Annotated in this window: 16 protein-coding genes and 3 pseudogenes; 7 read left to right on the forward strand and 12 right to left on the reverse strand. The window is 66.7% G+C overall.

Features of this window, described 5'->3' with window-relative positions; genetic code table 11:
• Positions 1–9: 9 nt before the first annotated feature.
• From OM98_RS14905 to OM98_RS14080, 9 genes and pseudogenes are all read right to left on the reverse strand, one after another.
• The gene (locus OM98_RS14905) at positions 10–858 is read right to left on the reverse strand and encodes a hypothetical protein (RefSeq protein WP_010535273.1); all 849 of its coding nucleotides are present in this window, start codon (positions 856–858) and stop codon (positions 10–12) included.
• Positions 859–1021: 163 nt separating this feature from the next.
• Positions 1022–1498, reverse strand: coding sequence for a hypothetical protein (locus OM98_RS14055; RefSeq protein ID WP_010535274.1), 477 nt, complete (start codon positions 1496–1498; stop codon positions 1022–1024).
• Between the two features lie 4 nt (positions 1499–1502).
• Positions 1503–1658 (reverse strand): annotated as a pseudogene (locus OM98_RS15705) (hypothetical protein); the annotation flags it as partial.
• Positions 1659–1941: 283 nt separating this feature from the next.
• Complete coding sequence (locus OM98_RS14060; RefSeq protein ID WP_010535275.1) at positions 1942–3429, reverse strand: ApeA N-terminal domain 1-containing protein; 1488 nt, start codon at positions 3427–3429, stop codon at positions 1942–1944.
• 251 nt (positions 3430–3680) lie between these two features.
• Positions 3681–6590: a type I restriction endonuclease subunit R gene (locus OM98_RS14065; RefSeq protein WP_245528797.1), complete on the reverse strand. Its 2910-nt coding sequence runs from the start codon at positions 6588–6590 to the stop codon at positions 3681–3683.
• A 26-nt stretch (positions 6591–6616) separates the two neighbouring features.
• On the reverse strand, positions 6617–7864 hold the full coding sequence (locus tag OM98_RS15710; RefSeq protein WP_217491424.1) for a restriction endonuclease subunit S: 1248 nt from the start codon (positions 7862–7864) through the stop codon (positions 6617–6619).
• 128 nt (positions 7865–7992) lie between these two features.
• On the reverse strand, positions 7993–9963 hold the full coding sequence (locus OM98_RS14070; protein WP_010535278.1) for a type I restriction-modification system subunit M: 1971 nt from the start codon (positions 9961–9963) through the stop codon (positions 7993–7995).
• 198 nt (positions 9964–10161) lie between these two features.
• Entirely contained in the window at positions 10162–10377 is a 216-nt protein-coding gene (locus OM98_RS14075) for a helix-turn-helix domain-containing protein (protein WP_010535279.1), read from the reverse strand.
• A gap of 526 nt (positions 10378–10903) precedes the next feature.
• Positions 10904–11122 (reverse strand): annotated as a pseudogene (locus tag OM98_RS14080) (transposase); the annotation flags it as partial.
• A 150-nt stretch (positions 11123–11272) separates the two neighbouring features.
• Between OM98_RS14080 and istA the strand changes: the two are divergent.
• Entirely contained in the window at positions 11273–12580 is a 1308-nt protein-coding gene (istA, locus tag OM98_RS14085) for an IS21 family transposase (RefSeq protein WP_245528754.1), read from the forward strand.
• Positions 12577–13380 carry an IS21-like element helper ATPase IstB gene (gene istB / locus OM98_RS14090; RefSeq protein ID WP_010534185.1) on the forward strand — a complete coding sequence of 268 codons (804 nt, stop codon included), beginning with the start codon at positions 12577–12579 and terminating at the stop codon, positions 13378–13380. The genes istA and istB overlap by 4 nt, the downstream gene beginning before the upstream one ends.
• 63 nt (positions 13381–13443) lie before the next feature.
• Here the strand turns inward: istB and OM98_RS14095 are convergent.
• Positions 13444–14487: pseudogene (locus tag OM98_RS14095) on the reverse strand (IS256 family transposase); the annotation flags it as partial.
• A 105-nt stretch (positions 14488–14592) separates the two neighbouring features.
• Here OM98_RS14095 and OM98_RS14100 point away from each other — a divergent pair.
• Entirely contained in the window at positions 14593–15138 is a 546-nt protein-coding gene (locus OM98_RS14100) for a transposase (protein ID WP_280990806.1), read from the forward strand.
• A 300-nt stretch (positions 15139–15438) separates the two neighbouring features.
• Here OM98_RS14100 and ychF read toward each other — a convergent pair whose 3' ends face one another.
• Positions 15439–16524 carry a redox-regulated ATPase YchF gene (ychF, locus tag OM98_RS14105; RefSeq protein WP_010535283.1) on the reverse strand — a complete coding sequence of 362 codons (1086 nt, stop codon included), beginning with the start codon at positions 16522–16524 and terminating at the stop codon, positions 15439–15441.
• 92 nt (positions 16525–16616) lie between these two features.
• Positions 16617–17276 (reverse strand): NAD(P)-dependent oxidoreductase, encoded by a 660-nt coding sequence (locus OM98_RS14110; RefSeq protein WP_010535284.1) that lies wholly within the window; start codon positions 17274–17276, stop codon positions 16617–16619.
• A gap of 151 nt (positions 17277–17427) precedes the next feature.
• Here OM98_RS14110 and OM98_RS14115 point away from each other — a divergent pair, with 151 nt between their 5' ends.
• The 4 genes from OM98_RS14115 (at position 17428) to OM98_RS14130 (ending at position 20864) form a co-directional block, all read left to right on the forward strand.
• A complete protein-coding gene (locus OM98_RS14115; protein ID WP_010535285.1) occupies positions 17428–17790 on the forward strand; it encodes a winged helix-turn-helix transcriptional regulator in 363 nt (120 codons plus the stop codon).
• A 69-nt stretch (positions 17791–17859) separates the two neighbouring features.
• A complete protein-coding gene (locus tag OM98_RS14120) occupies positions 17860–19155 on the forward strand; it encodes a DNA recombination protein RmuC (RefSeq protein ID WP_010535286.1) in 1296 nt (431 codons plus the stop codon).
• A 66-nt stretch (positions 19156–19221) separates the two neighbouring features.
• The gene (gene xseA, locus OM98_RS14125; RefSeq protein ID WP_010535287.1) at positions 19222–20559 is read left to right on the forward strand and encodes an exodeoxyribonuclease VII large subunit; all 1338 of its coding nucleotides are present in this window, start codon (positions 19222–19224) and stop codon (positions 20557–20559) included.
• Positions 20556–20864 (forward strand): exodeoxyribonuclease VII small subunit, encoded by a 309-nt coding sequence (locus OM98_RS14130; RefSeq protein ID WP_010535288.1) that lies wholly within the window; start codon positions 20556–20558, stop codon positions 20862–20864. Before xseA ends, OM98_RS14130 begins: the two co-directional genes overlap by 4 nt.

Here is a 20864-nt window from a genome sequence, read left to right on the forward strand (position 1 = left end):
ACTCCCGGCTCACGGTCGGGGGTCGCGCTCCGTCGCGTCCGTGTCGTCCACCGGCTGATCGTCGGAGGCGTCGGCCCGCCGACGACGTCGGACCGAGTCCACGAGCGACCGACCTCGCGAGCGGGCGCCGTCACGGGCTCCGCCGGTCGCTTCCCACGCGCTGCCGACGGCGCCGACGATCCCGGCACCCGCGGCGCCGACCGCCTGCCCAGCCCCCTCATGAGCGGCGGCGATGCGCCCGCCCGGCGTCGACTCCTCCACCAGGTCCGCCCTGTGCAGGAGCTCGGCGAAGAGGGCGGCGAAACCGGCCAGGGACTTGGAGGCGCCGCCGACGCCCATCATCACCCCGAGGAACACGGCGGACCTCGCGAGGGTCTCGTCGTCCACCTCGTCGAGGTCGGTGATGAAGTCCTGCCAGCCGTAGAGGTAGGCGAGCTTCTGCATCACCCGGAAGGCGTGCACGTAATACTGGGTGACGTCGGCGGGCACGGTCGCCGCCATGTACAGCCCGCCGGGCAGCCCGGAGGCGAAGGAGAGGGCGGCGGACTTGTTGGTCTCGAAGGCGATCACGGTGCGGGCGAGGGCATCGAGGTCGCTCAGCGGGATCCCGGCCTGCAGCGGCGTGCCCTGGATGGACTGCTCGATGAGGGCGTCGGACACCTTCATGGTGCGCAGGGTCTGGCGCAGGTAGGGCTCGCGGTCGATGCGGACGCCGCGGAGCCGGATCACCCGGGTGAGGAACTGGGTGGCGAAGGCGACGGCTTCTTCCTCCTGCTCCCCCGTCACCTGCTCGGCTTCGTCGAGGTCGTCCCCGATCCGGTCATCGGGGCTGTCCAGCTCCCGGCTCGGGTCGGACATGGCGGTGGCCCCCTGGTGGTCGCGGTGAGCGGCGGTCCCGACGATGGTCGTTCACTCGTCAAGCACTTCGAGGATAGGGACCGCGCGACCGTCTCGGAAGGCGTGCCGGAAACGTTGGACTCGTGCGAGACGGGAGCGCCCTGCCGGCCGCGCTGCTGCGCGCTCACAGGTCGGGGAGCAGGCGGATCCGCTCGTCGAGATAGGCCTCCAGCGACATCGGATCCGCACCGGGGGTCCAGTGCACCAGGACCTGCGTGCCCCGCATCTCGAGGGGTCCCGTCCGCCCGCCCGCAGCGAGGAGGTCGAGATCCAGGGGAGTCGAGTCGATGTTCACCGTGGCACCCTCGGCGAAGCCGCCGCGGGCGCACATCGCCTGCAGCTCCGCCCGCCGCCGGGAGGCCTCGGAGGTGAACCCGCGACGACGCTCGGCAGCAGCACGCAGGATCTCACCGGCGGCCAGCACCGCGTCGTCGGCGAGGAGCAGGATGCCGAGCCGCCAGGCCTCCCCCGCGGGCACGATGCGGGGGCGCGCCCCGAGGGCGCTCCGCACCCGCCCCGGCAGCTCGCGTCGCCCCAGGGCTTCCCGGGGTGTGCCGTCGAGCCGCCGCCGGGCGTCGTCGAACAGGGCTGCGGCGTCCATCGGGTCAGACTAGGGGGTGCGCGGACTGTCCGAGCATGACGGCACGGCGGACGTCGTCCCGCGATCGGGCGCGTCGTGGATCGGCGGCGATGCGCTCGATGGCGGACCGGATCTCGCCGATGTGCGTCTCCGCCTGCCTCGCACCCCATCGCTCTGCGGTCGAATCCTGGTAGCGGACCTACTACCACCACCGCCGCGGACAAGCCCGACTGGGCCGATTGACCCCCCATCGAATACGAGACCATCATGAACCCGATCGTCAGCCTGGCGGCCTAACCCCAGCTGACACCTGATCGCGCATCAGCCCCCGCTGCAGCAACCGTGGCCGTAACGCTACCCCGCGACGAATCTTTCGTATTGAGCCCCGCGCGCGATGCCAACGGCGGACTGACGCTGTTCAGATCGTCACTGAACCCAGCGAAATTTGAACCGAAAGCGAGCTCTCAATCACCCGCGTCCATGACGTCTAGCCGCTCACGCGCCGCGCGGGCTGTCGCCCTGAGCTGCGGATGCTCCCGCACGATCTTACGCTGATGCTCAGCGGGTAACCCAAGCTCGTGCAGCACGTTGAGGATCACGACCGCGGTCGTCACTTCGACGATGGCGATCAATTCTTCGATCGAGTGATTAGGGGTCCTGCCCTCGTGCGCCAAGTCATTCCGTGCGCGCGTGGTCTGGCCCGCCCATCTGCCCACGTCCGGCATCAAAAGTGCGATCGCCTCCTGATCGGGGCGCGCGGCCAGTGCGTGGAGCCGGTCCCGCAGCGTGGGGTCGTTGCGGAGGGCTTCCTTGAACCTACTGCGGTGCTCTTGCGGCACCAGGTCGAGCATCGCGTTGCGCATCGTCGTGAACTCATCCGCAGGGAATGGCTTTTCGTCAATGCCCAGGCCTCTGTGCAGTACTTCGGCTGCGCCGACGGCAGTTAAGAGATTGTTCTCGACGTAGCGGGCCGGCGCATACCGGAGGCCCAGAATCATGTTGGTGGCCGCCTCCAGACGACCGTGCGCCTCACACCAGCGGGGTAAGACCTCCTCGAATGGGAGCGAATCGCAGGTGAAGAAGACACGGCGGTGTTCGACGGTCTTGGCGTCGTGCTTGCCGAGAGCAACGGGCGAATAGAGCACGTCCGCGTACCGCGGCGGCATAACAACATCGTCGTTAGCCACCACAGAGCCGCTTTCAGCCACCTCCAAGCGCAGCCAGATCACGCCGGCGGCGCGGTGCATTGCGAGCGAGATGAGGTCCTGCACCAGGCTCGCCGTCGCCAGCGCACCGCTCACGGAACTCGTCTCCGCCGAAACGGCTCGCACAAACGCCGAATCCCGCATGCGTCCCACTGTGCCGCCCTTGCGCTGGTCAAAAAACGGCAGCGTGTGCCGGTGATCAAGGCGGAACTCGGTCCCATCGACGACGACCGACTGAGCCTCGACCGGCTTGACGGAGATACTCCCGGTCCCGTCGATTTTGCCATCCGATGCGCCAAGGAATCCCTCGAAAACCGACGAAGCGGCCCAAAGCCCAAGGTCCTCAACCGAGACCTCGGCCGCGGAGAACGCTGCGTCGTCCTCACCGCTGATGTGCGCACCAATGATCGCGGTCGTCGCCACCACGGTCTGCTTGTCGGGGCTCTTCACCCGCGCGAACATGGTCCGCTTCCCGCCGTTCGGGACACAGCCGAGCAGGGTGACTTCGCGCTGCTCGGCCGCACCGTGGATCACGTCCCAGCTCCGGTTCCCTTCATGGAACACAGTCATGCCAGGCGAAGGAATCGACATGATGCGGTCCTCGAACGTTCCGATCAGCGAGAGCACCAAGCCGTCTTTAGGCTCGTACCGGAGCACGCCGGGGACTTGGTGTTCAGGCTCGTCCGGCAGCCACCAGAGACCAGACCACTCGGCAGACGTGTCGAGGTTCAAAGGGTCATTCGCCACGACTCTCCTTGTTGAATTCGGTGGAACTTCTTCTGGCGGAGGTCAGGCGTCGGATCGCCGACCTATGCTCGACCAGTACGGACACTCACCGTCGTGGTTAGTCCAGTCGCACGCGTGCGGGCCCTCGTGGTGGTGCCACCCGCCGAAACGACCGAGCTCTTCAGACCAGTGCTCGCAGCGGATGACCTTATTCGAATGGTCCGTGTTGTCAGCGGTCATTGCCCCATCATCTCCTTCTGAGGATGAAAGTCTCATGCGCTCTTTCTGTAGGTCGCGTTGAATACCGCGCTCGCAAGCCACTGCTTGAAGCTGCTGTTGTCCTGGAACTCCTTGAAGAGCTGAGTGTCATCTGAGATGAGGCGCAGCATTACCTGGCTAAGTGCGCGGTCACTCTCGACGCGGGCGTTTACCGGATCGTCGTTGGCCTGCGCGTTCTTGTAGGCCTCGTCCTCGGACACCAACCTCGGGATCTCTTCGGTGATGAACCGCTGGACACGATCAGCGTCATTCCACTCGATGTTGCCGAAGTGATCGTTGAAGCTGCGCACAATCGCTGAGAGCCTCTCGAGCTCTGGGTCTGAGCGGTGCCCACCACCGGCGGTTGGCACCGGATCGAGAGTGCCATCCTCATCGTCAAGGACGATCTTCATGGCGCTGAGCTTCTCGGCCCGGTACGACTCCAGATCGATATTCTCCAGGATGCCGGCCGAAAGATCCTCCTCCTTCGGCGCGGGCAGCTTAGGCACCAGGTGGTCGAGGAAGATTGAGCGCTTCTCCCACTCGCTGCTCCCGTACGGCAGCACAGTCGAGAGGAAGTTGTAGGTGCGCAGGAACGCCTTTGCGCCGCCCTTGAACGCCACCTGATCGTCCTCGTCGGGCATCTCGATGTACTCCGCGACACTCACATCAAGCAGCGAGTCGAGCTGGTCACGGCTCTCCCCAGCCAGGTAGCGACTCACGAACTCGTCGATCTGTTCGATCGTATAGACCGCGAAGGTGTCGAGATCGTTGACCAGGTCATGAAGCTTGTTGGCGTCGGTCTCCTCGGCCAGCACGGTCGTGCGGTAGTACGGCTCGAACGCGCGCTGGATCTCGTCGGCATCGTTGGCGAAATCGAGCACGAACGTGTCGTGCTTCGCAGGATGGGCACGGTTGAGGCGCGACAGCGTCTGCACCGCCAGCACTCCGGAAAGTGCCTTGTCGACGTACATCGTGTGCAGCAGCGGTTCGTCGTATCCCGTCTGGAACTTGTTGGCGACGACCAAGATCCGGTATGGATCGGTCTTCACCTGCTCAGCGATGGCGTTGGAGGGGAAGCCGTTAAGGCTGGCCTCGGTCACCTTCATGCCCTTGTACTCGTGCTCGCCGGAGAAGGCGACGACTGCTCGATACGGGCTCTTGCGAGCGGCGAGTACCTCACGGATCGCGTGGAAGTACTCGATGCATCGTGCAATCGACGATGTCACCACCATGGCGCGGGCCTGCCCAGCGATCTTGCGCTTCGCCACCACCTGCGCGAGGAAGTGCTCGACCGTGATGGCGGACTTCTGCGCAATGGCGTGCTCGTTGCCCTCGACGTACGCGCGGAGCTTCTTCGATGCGCGCTTCGCGTCGAACTCGGGGTCGTCCTCGACGGTCTTCATCAGCTTGTAGTAGCTGCCGACGGGGGTGTAGTTCGCGAGGACATCGACGATGAAGCCCTCCTGGATCGCCTGCTTCATCGTGTACGAGTGGAAGGGACGGAATCCCGTGCCGCCCTCGGCGTTCGTTACGGGCTCGCCGAACATCTCGAGCGTCTTGTTCTTCGGAGTCGCCGTGAACGCGAAGTAGCTCGCGTTCGGTAGCAGCTTCTTGCCCTCGATGATCCGGTTGATCTGGTCCTCAACGGTGTCGTCTTCGATGTCATCGACACCGGCGAGAGCTCGGGAGACCGCTGCAGACGTCTTTGACCCCTGCGACGAGTGCGCCTCGTCGATCACGATGGCGAACGTGCGGTCCCGATGGTCCGCTCCGATGTCATCCAGGATGTATGGGAACTTCTGCACTGTTGTGACGATGATCTTCTTGCCGGCTGAAATCGCGCGGCGCAGGTCCCCCGACCGATCCGCGTGTACGACAGTCGAGCCCACCTGGAGGAACGACTTGATGGTTTGTGTGAGCTGGTTGTCGAGGATGATGCGGTCGGTGACGACGATGATCGAGTCGAATGCGATGCGACCGTCGTGGGTAGTCTCGGTCAGCTGGTGGGTCAGCCAGGCAATCGAGTTCGACTTGCCGCTACCTGCCGAGTGCTGGATCAAGTACCGGCGACCGGCTCCGTTCGCCTCGACATCTGCGAGCAATTTTCGGACGACGTCGAGCTGGTGGTAGCGCGGGAAGATCGCCTTCGAGACTTTCTTGCCGGTCTTCTGGTTCTTTTCAACGACGATCTGTGCGTAGTTCTCGATGATCCCCGCGAGGCTAAGCGGAGCAAGTACCTGCCGCCAGAGGTAGTCGGTCATCACGCCGTCGGGGTTCGGCGGGTTGCCGGCCCCGTCGTTGAAGCCCCGGTCGAAGGGGAGGAACCAGGAGGAAGCGCCCTTGAGCTGGGTGCAGAATCGGACTCGCTGGTCGTCGAGGGCGAAGTGCGCGATCGTCCGACCGAATGCGAACAGCGGCTCGCGGGGGTCTCGGTCGCGCTGATACTGCTGTACCGCGTCCTCGACCGTCTGGTTCGTGATGTTGTTCTTCAATTCGAACGTGAACACCGGCAGTCCGTTCACGAACGCGACGAGATCGGCAGCGTCACCCGTGTTGCTCACGCTGTGATGCACCTGTCGTGTGACCACAAATCGGTTCGCCCCGAAGAGAGCGGTAGCCTTCGGGTTCGCCGCGTCGGGCTTCGGATAGTAGAGATCAACATGCAGACCGAGGTGATCGATGCCGTTGCGCAGCATATGCACAACGCCACGGCGCGTGATCTCCCCCTGAAGCCGCGCAAGGAACTTGTGACGTGCAGGCGTGTCCGAAGTAATGCCAAGCGGCTCCACGAGGTCGGGCTGGGTCGCCTCGATGAACTCGCTGAACTGGCCGAGATCGAGCGCGTAGGACGCGACGTAGTCGGCCGGCGCACCCTCGGCCCACCCACCGTCGACCATCTGGTCGACGATGAGTGCTTCCAAGCTCTCTTCATTGAGACGCCACATGCTCACAACTCCCCTTCGCCTAGTACTTCGACAAGCTCTACATCGGTCGTCAAGCTCGCGCTGGCAGACGATGCACTTGTGTCCGGCAACGTCGCAGCAATCTTACGAACGTCAACCTGGCCGGTGACGACGTCCGCGATGAGTCGCATACGGAACTCTTGGAGCAGCGCGATCTCACGAGATGTGCGCGACCGTACCGGCAACGTCTCGGCGTACTGCCTATTAATGTCACGAACAACCCGCCGCTGCTCCTTTAACGGTGGTAACGGCAACGCGATTGATCCAAAATCTTCGTAATACAATCGCATAAATCCCGATGACCCAGTTCCTAGGCCGTTTGATCGCCGACGAAACTCCGCCATTGCCGCATCTGTCTTGAAGAGGTGCAGATAGAAGTGTGGATCGATTCCTTCCACTACGGTCATCGTTGAGTAATCAGGACTCACTAATCCAGTCGTCTTAGCTACCCCAAAAAGACCGATAGCAGCGCGCATCCGATTCATCACAAGTTCACCAGGTTGAACAATCTTGTAGCCGAGAAGATCGTCTGGCGGGATCGGGGTCTCTGTGAATTCGTTGGCGTCGACCAAGCCTTCACGCATCCGCAGTGAGAGGAGACCCTCTCGCCCACTCTTACTTCTCCGATCCACCTCCTTAAAAAGCCGCTTGGCTGGTGCAGATAACCACGTACGCGGCAGCCCACCCAACCAGGAAATCTCGCGACCCCCCGAGGCCATCGAGCTAAGGGAACCGGCAAGACTATTCTCGACCGACCTATCAAGCTCATCAAGTAAGGAGATGAGGCGGCGCTTGGTCACGATGGCCTTGTCGATTCGGGCGTTCGCATGGGCGAGGTACTTCACAATCGCTGCCTGCTCCTCTATCGGCGGCACCAGGCAAGGCATCCGCTTCAGATCTGCCCACCCCAGCTGCTGGCGTAGCCCGCTGCCCATCCCATAGATACGCTTTGTTGAGTCAATGGCTGTTAAGTACTGGTAGGCGTACGCGCCGTCCCAGTCTCCGGCAGCGCGCAAACCGATGTAGGCCGACGTGATGATGCCATGGTCCTTGGCGTGCCCGACTCGAACACTTGTCTGGTCATTCTGTAGATCGGTAGGGCGTATCACAATGTCACCGGGCTCGAGGACCTGATATCCCTCGTAAGAATCAGGAACTAACCCGTGCTGCTTCTCAAAGGGTTTGACGACGACCTGGCCGTAACTCAGCGAAAGGACTTGCGTCTCGATCAATCCGGTGTTTCTACGACGGTTCTCCTTCAACACAGCTAGACCGGGGCGCACCGCCCAGTGAGTCGGCGTTCGAGTCGACCAGAATGAGTTTGAGGTCGTCTCTGCGTACTTGGGCAGGTCTCTGAACATCAGGCTTCGCCTGCGATTTCAGCGATCAGGTCTTCAGTCTCCGCCTCCAGCGCGCGGATGTCGGCCTGAATCTCGGCCAGGGTGCGCATTGGCGCAGGCTTGTAGAAGTGGCGGGTGAAAGAGATCGCGTAGCCGATCTTCGTCTTCGAGTCATCAATCCAGGCATCAGCGGCGTATGGCTCGACTTCGCGCCGGAAGAAGGCTTCGATGCCATCGGCATAGCCACTCGCGGGCTCGGTGAGCGGTACCTGTTCGGTGTCGCGCAACTCGGTGTCAGGCTCGTACTCGACGACGCGGGTGCGGCCGTCGACGACAGCTTCGTACCTCCCATGCAGCGGATCGGGTGTTGCCGCGTACGGCAGGGCCTTGCGGATGAGAGGCGGGGCGCTCTCGTCGCGCACGCCGTCCTCCTTCAGCTGCTTGATCTCCTTCGCCGTATAGACACGGTGCGGGTCGACACCGGCGATGCGCAACGGCCGCTCGACAGTGATCTTGTGGTACCCGAAGTCCACACCGTCGAACACCTTCGAGTGGTCGGTGTCTTCGTACTCGTCGAAGGCCTTGAACGCCTCGAGAACCTTGTCGGCGTCCGTCGAGCTGACCTCGACGCCCTTCTCGCCCAGGTTCTTGCGCAGCGGCGTGAACCAGCTCGTGGCGTCGATGAGCTGGACCTTGCCCTGGCGGCGACCTTCCTTGCGGTTGGAGAGCACCCAAACGTACGTGGCGATGCCGGTGTTGTAGAACATTTTCAGCGGCAAGGCGACAATCGCCTCGAGCCAGTCGTTCTCGATGATCCATCGTCGGATGTTGCTCTCGCCCTGTCCGGCGTCACCGGTGAACAGAGAGGAACCGTTGTGTACCGATGCGACGCGGGAGCCGAGCTCGGTGCCCTGCTTCATCTTCGAGATCAGATTCGCGAGGAACATCAACTGCCCGTCGCTGCTCCGCGTCACCAGCGAATACTCGCTGTCATTGTCGTGGCTAACGACAAACCGTGGGTCGATGATCTTCTTCGCGCCACCGAGGCGGTCCTGGTCGGACTTCCAACTCTTGCCATACGGCGGGTTCGAGAGCATGAAGTCGAACTCCTGGCCCGCGAACGCATCGTTAGACAGCGTCGAGTACTCTGGACCGCCGACGACGTTGTCTGCTGCCTTGCCGTCGCCTTTGAGGATCAGGTCGGCCTTCGCGATCGCGTATGTCTCGGCGTTGATCTCCTGCCCGTAGAGGTGCGTGGAGACATTCTTGCCAGACAACTCCGTGAGTTGCTTCAGGGTCTCCTCGGCGACGGTCAGCATGCCACCGGTGCCCATCGCACCGTCGTAGAGCCGGTAGGTACCCGACGGGATCGCATCCGCGATGGGTTCGAACATCAGCCGGGTCATGAGTCGGACAGCATCACGAGGTGTCCAGTGCTCGCCCGCCTCTTCGTTGTTCTCCTCGTTGAAGCGGCGCACCAGCTCTTCGAAGACGGTACCCATCCCGTGGTTGTCCATCCCCGCTGGGGAGAGATCGAGGTCTGGAGCGAGGAACTTCTCGACCAGGGCCCCGAGCGCATCCGCCTTCGTCAGGCGCGCCAGCTGGTTACGGAACTCGAAGTTGTCGATGATCTCCTGCACGTTGGGCGAGAAGCCATCGAGGTACGCCTCGAAGTTCTGCCGCAGTCGGGTGGAGTTCGAGATGTGCCGCAGATCCTGCAGCGAGAAACCAGAGGTGTTGTAGAAGTCCTGCTTGGCCGCATCGCGCAGCGGTGCATCTTGGTCAGCGACGCCCGCTTCGTCCAGCATCTTCTTCATCGCCATCACTGCATCACGCGTCGGGCCAAGGACGCTGTCGAGGCGACGCAGGACCGTGAAGGGAAGGATCACGTCCCGGTACTTGCCTCGGACATAGAGGTCGCGGAGGACATCGTCAGCGATATTCCAGATGAGCGCCACGATTCGCGAGTGGTTGATGGAGTTGTGCGGCACGAGGATCCTTCACTTGTGACTAGACAACCTGCCGAGCGGCGGGGCGACGAGACTGGTATTAGTGATGCCGCCCAACCAACACTGACGGTAGACGGCACCACCGACATTCTCTCAGCTCGCGCGAAGTCTTGCCTGCCCGGTCGGGCATCCACGATGCCCATCCCGTTCGCCATGAAGGACCAGCTCACGCAGCGGACATCACCGGCGAACGAATAGTGCGTGCGCCTCGACGCCGAGTTGCTCCGCCAAGGCATCGACGGAATCCAGGGTGAGGTTGCGCTCCCCGCGCTCGATGCCGGCGAGGTACCGAGTCGAGACACCGAGCTCCTCGGCGAGACCCTCCTGCGACAGATGGCGCGCAAGGCGCAGATCGCGCACCTGCGCTCCGAGCACCTTCTTGAGCGGTTCTGTCACACATCAAGCGTCATACCTGGTAGTCATGACTTCCAGGAAGTTATCGCTTCCAGTCGCGGTCGAGGCGGGTCGCTCGCGACTCGAACTGAGCCGCATCTGACCCCGAAGGAGAGCATGGCCATGCCCGACTCGCAGCAGATCCCCGACTGGAGCTCGACAGCTCTCCCCCGCGTCCTACACACACCGCACAGCAGGGCACTGCTCTCGGAATCGTGGGCCCAAGCAGAGGAGGCAAAGCGGATGGAGCGGGCGGGCGACGACCTTCAGCTGACGAACGAAGCCTATGCAGCCGGCGAACCCTGTCGCGCATGTGGGCGCGCCCTGCTCGGCGAGCCGACCCTGGGCACGGACGAAGAGAGCCTTGCGCGGATCGACGCCGACAATGCCGAGTTCCGAGCCGAGCACGCGGCATGCAACATGGGCGTTTGGCGTCTCGAGAACAACAGGGTGGCACTGCCACCTGTGCTGCCCGTTTCCGCCACTGGTCAAGTCCCTGGAAGTGGTGTAGCGATCCTTCGCTTGGGGGTCAGGCGGTCAGGGCGGGCAGGGAGCTGGTGGTGACCTCCTCGGTGTTTGTGTTGGGGACGAGGTTGAGGCGGCAGCGGGCGAGGACGTCGAGGCCGAGATAGCGGCGTCCTTCGGCCCATTCGTCGGTCTGTTCGGCCAGGACCGCGCCGACGAGGCGGACGATCGCCTCGCGGGTGGGGAAGATCCCCACGGAGTCGGTGCGGCGACGGTGATGACGCTCGCTGAACTTCCCCACTTCTGCTCATCGAATTTCCCCAGTCTGGGTCGCTCCGTCGCATGAGGCGGGCCGCCCTGGATGCTGGTGGTCTCTGACCACTCACCAGCCTTCCAGGGAGGCCCTACGCTCATGCTCTCAGAGAGGAGCAGCGTGGATATCCACGCTCTACGCCGGCAGGGATTCACGATCAGTGAGATCGCCCGACGCACCGGCCACGACCGCAAGACCATCCGTTCCTACCTCCGCGGCGACCGCGAACCGGGCGTGCGCCGGCGCGCCGTCCCGGACGTGTTCGAGCCGTTCACTGACTACGTCACCGCGCGGCTGATCGAGGACCCTCACCTCTGGGCGGTGACCCTGCTGGACGAGCTGCGCCCGCTGGGCTTCGAGGGCTCGTATCAGACGCTCACCAGGCACATTCGTGACCGGTCATTGCGGCCGGCCTGCCAGGCCTGCGCCCACGTGACCCGCCGGCCGAACGCGGTGATCGAGCACCCACCCGGGGAGGAGACCCAGTTCGACTGGCTCGAGCTGCCCGATGCGCCCGGCCACTGGGGCTATCCGACCAAAAGAGCGTTCGTGCTGGTCGGCTCGCTCGCCCACTCCGGTGTCTGGCGGGCCGCGATCGCTCCCTCGATGGACCTGCCCCATCTGCTGGCCGCGATGACGACCGTCCTTGCCCTGCTGGGCGGGCTGACACGCACCTGGCGGTTCGATCGGATGCGGACCGTGCTGGACCCTGCCACCGGAGACCTGACCGCGATGTTCTCCGCGTTCGCGAAGCATTACGGAGTCCGGGCCGTGGTCTGTCGGCCCCGCTCCGGGAACCGTAAGGGCGTGGTGGAGAAGAACAACCACACCGCCGCCCAACGCTGGTGGCGGACCCTGCCCGACGAGACCACCGCCGAGCAGGCCCAGGCCTCGCTCGAGACCTTCGCCGCCCGGCAGGACGGGCGCCGCCGCGAGAGCCCGACCGGAACTACGACGGCCCTCCAGATGCGGGCCACAGAGCGGCTCCGACCGCTGCCGTCGATCGCGTTCCCGGTGGTGGTGACCGAGCAGCGGACCGTCTCGCGGCAAGCGTTGATCCACTGGCGCGGCAACCGCTACTCCGTCCCGCCCGAGCTGGCGATGGCCACCGTGAATGTTCACCAGCCCCTCGGCGCGGACCACATCGAGATCGCCACCACCTCCGGCGCCATGCTCGCCCGCCACCAGCTGGCCGAGGCCGGCCTCGGGATCACCCAGCGCACCGACCAGCACGTCACCGCGCTCGAGTCGATCGCTCTGGCCTCCGCCCCACCGGGCCGGCCTCACCGCCGCAAGGAACGCATCCCACCCGGGGCTGCGTCCCTGGCCGCGGCACAGGCCCTGACCGGGTCGCCCGCACCGACTGCGACCGTGATCGACCTGGCCGCCTATGAGCAGGCCGCGAAGAACAGGAACACCCTCACATGACCACCACACCCACTACCGCGAGCGCCTATCAGCAGCTTCGCGGCCACCTGACCGAGCTGAAGCTGGCCGACGCCGCCGAGGCTCTCCCCGGCATCCTTGACCAGGCACAGGCAGAGGACTGGACCCTCACAGGCGCCCTGGAGCGCCTGCTGGCCATCGAGGTCTCCGCCACCGAGAAACGGCGCCTCGCGGGCCGGTTCCGGTTCGCGAACCTACCCAACGGCGCCACTTTGGAGAACTTCGACCATGACGCCGCTTCCGGCATCGACCCCAGCCTGCTCACGGAGTTGGGGACCTGCCGGTTCCTCGAGAACGCGACGAACGTGCTGCTCATCGGCCCTCCCGGAGTGGGCAAGACCCACATCGCCACCGGCCTCGGCCACGCCGCAGTCAACGCCGGCTACCGGGTCTACTTCACCTCAGCTGCGGACCTCGCCGCCCGCTGCCACCGCGCCGCGATCGAGGGCAAGTGGTCCACCATGATGCGGTTCTTCGCCGGCCCCACCCTGCTGATCATCGACGAGCTCGGCTACCTGCCGCTGCCCGCCGAAGCAGCATCAGCCCTGTTCCAAGTCATCAACCAGCGCTACCTGAAGACCTCGATCGTGATCACCACGAACAGACCCGTCGGCGCCTGGGGCGAGATCCTCGGCGACACCACCGTCGCCGCCGCCATGCTCGACCGGCTCCTCCACCGCTCCGTCGTGGTCACCCTCGACGGCGCGTCCTACCGACTCCGCAACCACCACGCCGCCGCCGAAGAAATCCGCCGCGCCACGACCGGCACGAACCTCGGCTAACCTAACCCCGCGACCCGGGGAAGTTCACCGAGCAACTCTGGGGAAAATCGATGAGCGCCATCAACGGATCTCCTTGTTCAGCCGCTCGGTGGGATTGTTCGACCAGATCTGCACCCACACATCCTTGGGGAACGCGGTGAACGCGAGCAGATCTGCCCGGGCGGCGTCGAGGTGCTCGGCCACGTCCGGGAGCTTCTCGCTGACGTAGTCCAGCAGCCGCTCGAACTGAGCGTTCACGGCTGCCGCGTCGGGCTGGTCATAGACGCTGTGCAGCATCGCTTTCACCGCTGGCCACATGCTCTTGGGCGTCACGGCCATGAGGTTCGCGGCGTAGTGGGTGCGGCACCGTTGCCAGGCCGCCCCGGGCAGGTGCGCAGCGATCGCCTCGACCAGCCCCGCATGCGCATCGGAGGTCACCAGGCGGACCCCGGCGAGGCCGCGGGCGACGAGGTCAGCGAAGAAGCCATTCCACGCTGCTCCCGTCTCGGAGGTGGCGACCCGCATGCCGAGCACTTCGCGGTGCCCGTCCCCGTTGACGCCGGTGGCGAGCAGGACGACGGCGTTGATCACGCGGCCACCTTCACGGACCTTCATGGTTAGGGCGTCGGCGGAGACGAAGGTGAACGGCCCGGCCTCGTCCAGGGGGCGGTGGCGGAACTGCTCGACGTGCTCGTCGAGGCCCGCTGCCATGCGGCTGACCTGCGACTTCGAGAGCGAGTTGATGCCGAGAGTCTTCACGAGCTTATCCATGCGGCGGGTGGAGACACCGGCGAGGTAGCAGTCTGCGACGACGGTGATCAGGGCGGACTCGGCGCGCTTGCGCCGCTCGAGCAGCCAGTCGGGGAAGTAGGTGCCGGTGCGGAGCTTGGGAACGGCGACGTCGATCGTGCCGACGCGGGTGTCGAGGTCGCGGTGGCGGTAGCCGTTGCGCTGCGCAGAACGTCCAGCGCTGGGCCGGCCGTACTCCGCGCCGGCAACGGCATCAGCGTCCGCGGAGAGCAGGGTGTTGATCACCTCTTGTAGCAGGCTGCGCATCAGATCCGGTGACGCCTCGGCCAGGGCTTCACCGAGCAGGCCGGAAGGGTCGACAATGTGAGGAGCGGTCATCGTGATGACTCCGTTCGAGGATTCTGTGGAAGGTTGACTCGAAGGATCACACGGTGGCCGCGCCCACGTCCGAGACGATCACTGCGGCCACCGCGCTACACCACTATGCGGGACTCAACTCCGCCACTTTCGCCAGCTCAGCGCGATGAGCTCCGGCAGCTCCTATACCCGCCCTCATTGCACATCCACCGCAGCGCCACCTGGCGAGTGGAACTGACCTGCCAGCACGTCGAGACCTTGGCTGGACATTCCCCTCGCTACGTTGAATCAACTGTCCCATGCGACGAATGCGCTGTGATCCGCGGCGTAGTCAAAGCCGTGCGAATCGATGACCAAACGGAGGATGGCGACGACGGCAGAGACATCGAGGGCCTCCAGTCGGACTATCAACGACTCACAGATGAGCAATGGAGCTGGATCAAGCACATCGTTCACACGGAAGAGGGCTCTCGCCGCGGGCGGCCACGCACTTACGTACGCACGATCGTCGACGCGGCTCTCTACAAGACCCGCACTGGCATCCCGTGGCGCGAGCTCCCAGCAGAGTTCGGGTCATGGCAGACCGCGTTGCGCCGGCACAACCAACTGGTGGCGAGCTCCCAGTGGGACGAGATCACTCGCACTCTGGCGGAACGAGACCTGCCCCAGTGAACTGCGGCGTCGTTGACGCGACCGACTTTTGAGTCAAGCGGCTTATTGAGTCAGCGCACCTGCCGAGAGATCGCGCGTCGAACGACTCGAACCCTCCGCAGCACTGGCCGGCCGAGGCTGCGTCCCAGCGACGCTCCCGCACCGCGGAAACGGGAATCGGCCTGTGCGGAAGCTACGCAGGGGCCGATCAAAGTCCCGGGTCAGCAGGGCAAACGCTTAGCAACTGATGGTAGATCGGAACTCGTCCACCGAGCCAGATCTCAAGCTACGAAGGTAAAACCCCTGGTCAGACGCCGGTTTTTAAACATTGAACCTGAATTCAACGACGTCCCCGTCGCGCATGACGTAGTCCTTGCCCTCCATGCGCACCTGGCCGCGGGACTTGGCCTCGGCCATGGTGCCGGCGTCGACGAGGTGGTCGTAGGAGACGATCTCGGCCTTGATGAAGCCGCGCTCGAAGTCGGTGTGGATGACGCCTGCGGCCTGCGGGGCGGTGGCGCCCTGCGGGATGGTCCAGGCGCGGGACTCCTTCGGGCCGGCGGTGAGGTAGGTCTGCAGGCCCAGGGTGTCGAAGCCGACGCGGGCCAGCTGGTCGAGGCCCGACTCCTCCTGGCCGGTGGACTCGAGCATCTCGGCGGCCTCCTCGGCGTCGAGCTCGATCAGCTCGGCCTCGAACTTCGCGTCCAGGAAGATCGCCTCGGCGGGGGCGACCAGCTCGCGCAGCTGCTGTTGCATGGCGGTGTCGGCGAGGCCGTCCTCGTCGGTGTTGAAGACGTAGATGAAGGGCTTGGCGGTCATCAGCTGCAGCTCGCGCAGGGCGGCCACGTCGATCCCGGCCTTGGTGGCGCCCTGGTAGAGGGTGACGCCCTCGCCGAGCAGCTCGAGCGCCTTCTGGGCGTTCTCGATGACGGCGGAGTCGACCAGGCCGCGCTTGGCGTCCTTCTCGAGCCGCGGCAGGGCGTTCTCGAGGGTCTGCAGGTCGGCGAGGATCAGCTCGGTGGAGATGGTCTCCATGTCCCCGGCGGGGGTCTCGGAGCCGGGCACGCGGGTCACGTCCGGGTCGGAGAAGGCGCGGGTGACCTGGCAGATCGCGTCGGCCTCGCGGATGTTGGCGAGGAACTTGTTACCCAGGCCCTCGCCCTCGCTGGCGCCCTTGACGATTCCGGCGATGTCCACGAACGACACGGTGGCGGGCACCGTCTTCTCGCTGTGGAACATCTCGGCGAGGGTGCCGAGCCGCGGGTCGGGCAGCGGGACCACGCCGACGTTGGGGTCGATCGTCGCGAACGGATAGTTCGCGGCGAGCACCTCCGCGCGGGTCAGGGCGTTGAACAGGGTGGACTTGCCGACGTTGGGCAGTCCGACGATTCCGATAGTGAGAGCCACGGTGGGCGATTCTACGGGCCGGGACCGACGGACGGGCCCGGGCGGGGCGGGATCCGCGCATGCGGCGCCTCACAGCCCGGGCCCGGGGCCGCTCAGGAGGCGACGGTGAAGCGGGCCCGGTGGTGGGCGGGCCGCTCGATCTCGTCGACGACGGCGATCGCGAGGTCGGCGCCGGAGATGAAGGACTGGCCGTCCTCGTCGGCGAGCAGCACGTCGTCGCCGACCCGGTAGTCGCCGGTGCGCTCGCCCGGGGCGAAGGCGCCGAAGCCGGCGGCGGGGCTGAGGAAGAACCAGTCCAGCTCGTCCCCGCGGTCGCGGAGGTCGTCGAGCACGGCGTCGAGCTCGCGGGCCTCGTCGGCGAAGGCCTCGGGGAACTCAGGGGTGTCCACCAGCTTCGGGCCGCCCTCGGCGACATGCAGGGACCCGGCGCCACCGATCACGCCGAGGCGTGCCCCGGCCTGCCGGGCGGCGTCGGCAAGTGCGGCGTAGCGGGCGCGCAGCACGCCCTGGCCGGCGAGATCGCCGCGGGGGCTGCTGGTGGCGATGACGACGTCGGCGCCCTCGACAAGCGCGGCGAGCGCATCGGCATAGTCCTCGCCGCCGAGGTCGAGCACGCGGTGCTCGGCGCCGTCGGGCAGGGATGCGGGGGCGGTGCGAGAGGCGGCGAGCACCTGGTGGCCGCGGGCGGCGGCCTCCTGGACGATGTGGCCTCCGGCGTAGCCGGTTCCTCCGAGGACGACGATGCGGGACATGGGGTCTCCTTCCGGGACGGCGGGGCCGTCCGACGATGACTGTCCACGATCTGCCGTGGACCTCGACAGTCACTGTAGGTAACCTTGTCACCGATGGGAAGTAGGCACTTTCCGGTAACCATCCTTTCCGGTATCCACCCAGGAGGCCCCGATGGACCCCGTGCTCGTGTACAGCCCGTACGCCTCCGACTGCCCCTCCCGGCAGCTGCTGGACCGCATCGGCGACCGCTGGACCGTGCTGATCATCGGCTCCCTCGAAGAGGGCCCGCTGCGCTTCTCGGAGCTCCGCCGCCGGGTGGAGGGCATCTCCCAGAAGATGCTCACCCAGACGCTGCGCTCCCTGGAGACCGACGGACTGGTCACCCGCACCGTGTTCGCGGAGATCCCGCCGCGGGTGCAGTACGAACTCTCCCCGCTCGGCCGCAGCCTGCTGGAGCCGCTGGGCGCCCTGACCCGCTGGGCCACGGAGCACATGGACGAGGTGCGGGCCGCACGGGGCACCCTCGCTTCCTGATCACTCCCCCATCGCTGCCCGGCGGCGCGCTGCGGCTCGTTCGTCGGACCCCCGTGATGTGCTTCCCGCATGGACGCCCTCACCGTCATCCTCATCCTCCTCACCGGGCTGCTGCTCGGTGCCGCCCTCGGTGCGACCGGCGGGGTGCTGGTGATGCGGGAGCGCCACCGCACGCAGCTCTCCCGGCAGGGCGGCCAGGCCGAGTCCTCGCGAGCCCTGATGGACCTCGCCGGCGAGCGCTTCGAGCGGGACACCTCCCGACGTGAGGCCACCGACCAGGCGCGGGACGCGCAGCTGCAGCGCACCCTCGCACCGATCAGCGCCTCCCTCGGCCAGGTGGAGCAGGCCCTGGCGCGCACCGAGCAGCTGCGCGCCCGCTCCGAGGGGATGCTGCGCCAGCACCTCGGGGACCTCGCCGAACGCACCGACCGCCTCGACCAGGGCACCCACGCCCTCACCGCGGCCCTGCGCTCCCCCACCGCCCGCGGCCGCTGGGGCGAGGTGCAGCTGCGCCGCATCGTGGAGGCCGCCGGGATGCTCGAGCACGTCGACTTCACCGAGCAGCTCGCCGGCTCGCGCGCCGACGGGGAGAAGGGCCAGCGCCCGGACCTGGTGGTGCACCTGTCCGGGGACCGCCGGGTGGTGCTGGATGCGAAGGCCCCGATGGACGCCTACCTCGACGCCACCGAGGAGACCGACCCCGAGCGCGCCGCCGCTCGCCGCCGTGCCCACGCCAAGGCCCTGCGCGGCCACGTGGACACCATCGCCGGGAAGGCCTACTGGAAGGGCCTCGGCGACTCCCCCGAGTTCACGGTGCTGTTCGTGCCCAGCGACGGGGTGCTCGCCGCGGCCCTGGAATCCGATCCCGGCCTGCTCGAGCACGCCTTCGCGAAGGAGGTCGTGATCGCCTCCCCCGCCACGCTGATGGCGCTGCTGCGCACCGTCGCCCACACCTGGCGCACCGACGCCCTGAACCGCGACGCCCGCGCCGTGCTCGAGGCCGGCCGGGAGCTGCACCACCGGCTGGGCACCTTCGGCGGGCACCTGGGCAAGGTGGGCCGCTCCCTGGACTCCTCGGTCGCCGCCTACAACGAGGCGGTCGGGTCCCTGCAGTCGCGGGTGATGGTCTCCGCGCGCCGCTTCGAGGACCTGGGGCTCACCGGCACGCCGCTCCCCGAGCCCGAGCAGCTCACCCGACGGGCCCGCACCCTCCGGGCGACTGAACCGGACGAGGCCGACCCGCGCCAGGTCGGGCCGGACGAGGTCGAGCAGGCCCTGACCGAGCCCGTCGAGCAGGAGATCGCCGACCTCGCCGCCGGGGATGCCGCCGCGCGCGGCGAGCAGGAGGGTCGCCATGCCGGCTGAGCAGTCCGGGCAGCCCCGTGAGGACCCGCGTCCCGATCCGATCCGCGACCGTGCCAGAGTGGAGCCATGACCCCGCCCGAGAACCCCGGCGAGCAGCCCGGCGACGGCCCCGACGCGAACGGCGCCCCCGGCGCGCGCCCCGCGCTCGCGGCGACCGCCGCGGAGACCACCCCGGAGAACCCCTGGCCGCTGCGGCAGCTCTCGGTGAAGGTCGGCGAGTACGTCGCGCGCATGTCCCCGATCTGGGTCGAGGGCGAGATCGTGCAGCTCAACCGCCGCCCCGGCTCGGGGCTGTCCTTCATGACCCTGCGTGACGTCGACGTGGACATGTCCTTCTCCGTGCCGGTGCGCGAGCACGTGCTGCGGCGCCTGCCCGTCGAACCCGTCGCCGGGGCCCGGGTGGTGGTGCACGCCAAGCCGACCTTCTGGACCAAGCGCGGCAGCCTGCAGCTCGAGGCCGACGACCTCCGCCCCGTCGGGCTCGGGGAGCTGCTGGCGCGGCTGGAGCAGCTCAAACGGGTGCTGGCCGCCGAGGGACTGTTCGAGGCCTCCCGCAAGCAGCCGCTGCCCTTCCTGCCCCGCACCGTCGGCCTGATCTGCGGCCGCGAGTCCGCCGCGGAGCGGGACGTGGTCGTCAACGCCCGTCGCCGCTGGCCCGCCGTGCGCTTCGAGATCCGCGAGGTCGCCGTGCAGGGCACCAAGGCCGTCCGCGAGGTCTCCGCCGCCCTGAAGGAGCTGGACGCCGACCCGGAGGTCGACGTCATCATCATCTCCCGCGGCGGCGGCTCCCTCGAGGACCTGCTGCCGTTCTCCGACGAGCAGCTCACCCGCCTGGTCGCCGCCGCACGCACCCCGATCGTCTCCGCGATCGGGCACGAGGTCGACACCCCGCTGATCGACCTCGCCGCCGACGTGCGCGCCTCCACCCCCACCGACGCCGCCAAACGGGTGGTGCCCGACATCCAGGCCGAGCTGGAGCAGCTCACGCTCGGCCGCACCCGGCTGCGGAGTGCGATCCGCACCCGGCTGGAGCGGGAGCAGGCGACCCTCGACGCGATCCGTTCGCGGCCCGTGATGGATCAGCCCGAGAGCATCCTCGCCGCGCCCGCCGAGGAGGTCCGCGCCCGCATCGCGCTGGCCCGCACCCTGATCGGCTCGCGGCTGGACCGCGCCCACGACCAGGTCGACCACCTGGCCCGGCAGGTGCGGGCGCTCAGCCCCCTGGCCACGCTGGAGCGCGGCTACGCCGTGGTGCAGACCCCCGAGGGCGGCATCATCCGCGAGCCCAGGGCCACCACGTCCGGCGAGGCGCTCTCGGTGCGGGTCGCCGGGGGCCGCTTCGGCGTCACCCGCACCGAGCACGACCCCTACATCCCGCCGACCGACCCCGAGGAGACCGTATGAGCCCCCGTTCCGCCGCCCAGGACACCCCCGAGACGGCCGAGGACGCCACGACCCCCGCGGTGACGCCCGCCGAGGGCGGCACCGAACTGCCCGCCGACATCGCCTCCCTCAGCTACGAGGCCGCCCGCGACCAGCTCGTCGAGGTCGTGCGCCGGCTCGAGTCCGGCCAGGGCGGGCTCGAGGACTCGATCGCCCAGTGGGAGCGCGGGGAGATGCTCGCCCGCCGCTGCCAGCAGTGGCTCGACGGTGCCCGCGAGCGGCTGGACGCGGCCGTCGCCGCGCGCCGGGAGGACGGGGAGGGCTGA

The sequence above is a fragment of the Brachybacterium squillarum M-6-3 genome (assembly GCF_000225825.1).
Taxonomy (GTDB): Bacteria; Actinomycetota; Actinomycetes; order Actinomycetales; family Dermabacteraceae; genus Brachybacterium; species Brachybacterium squillarum.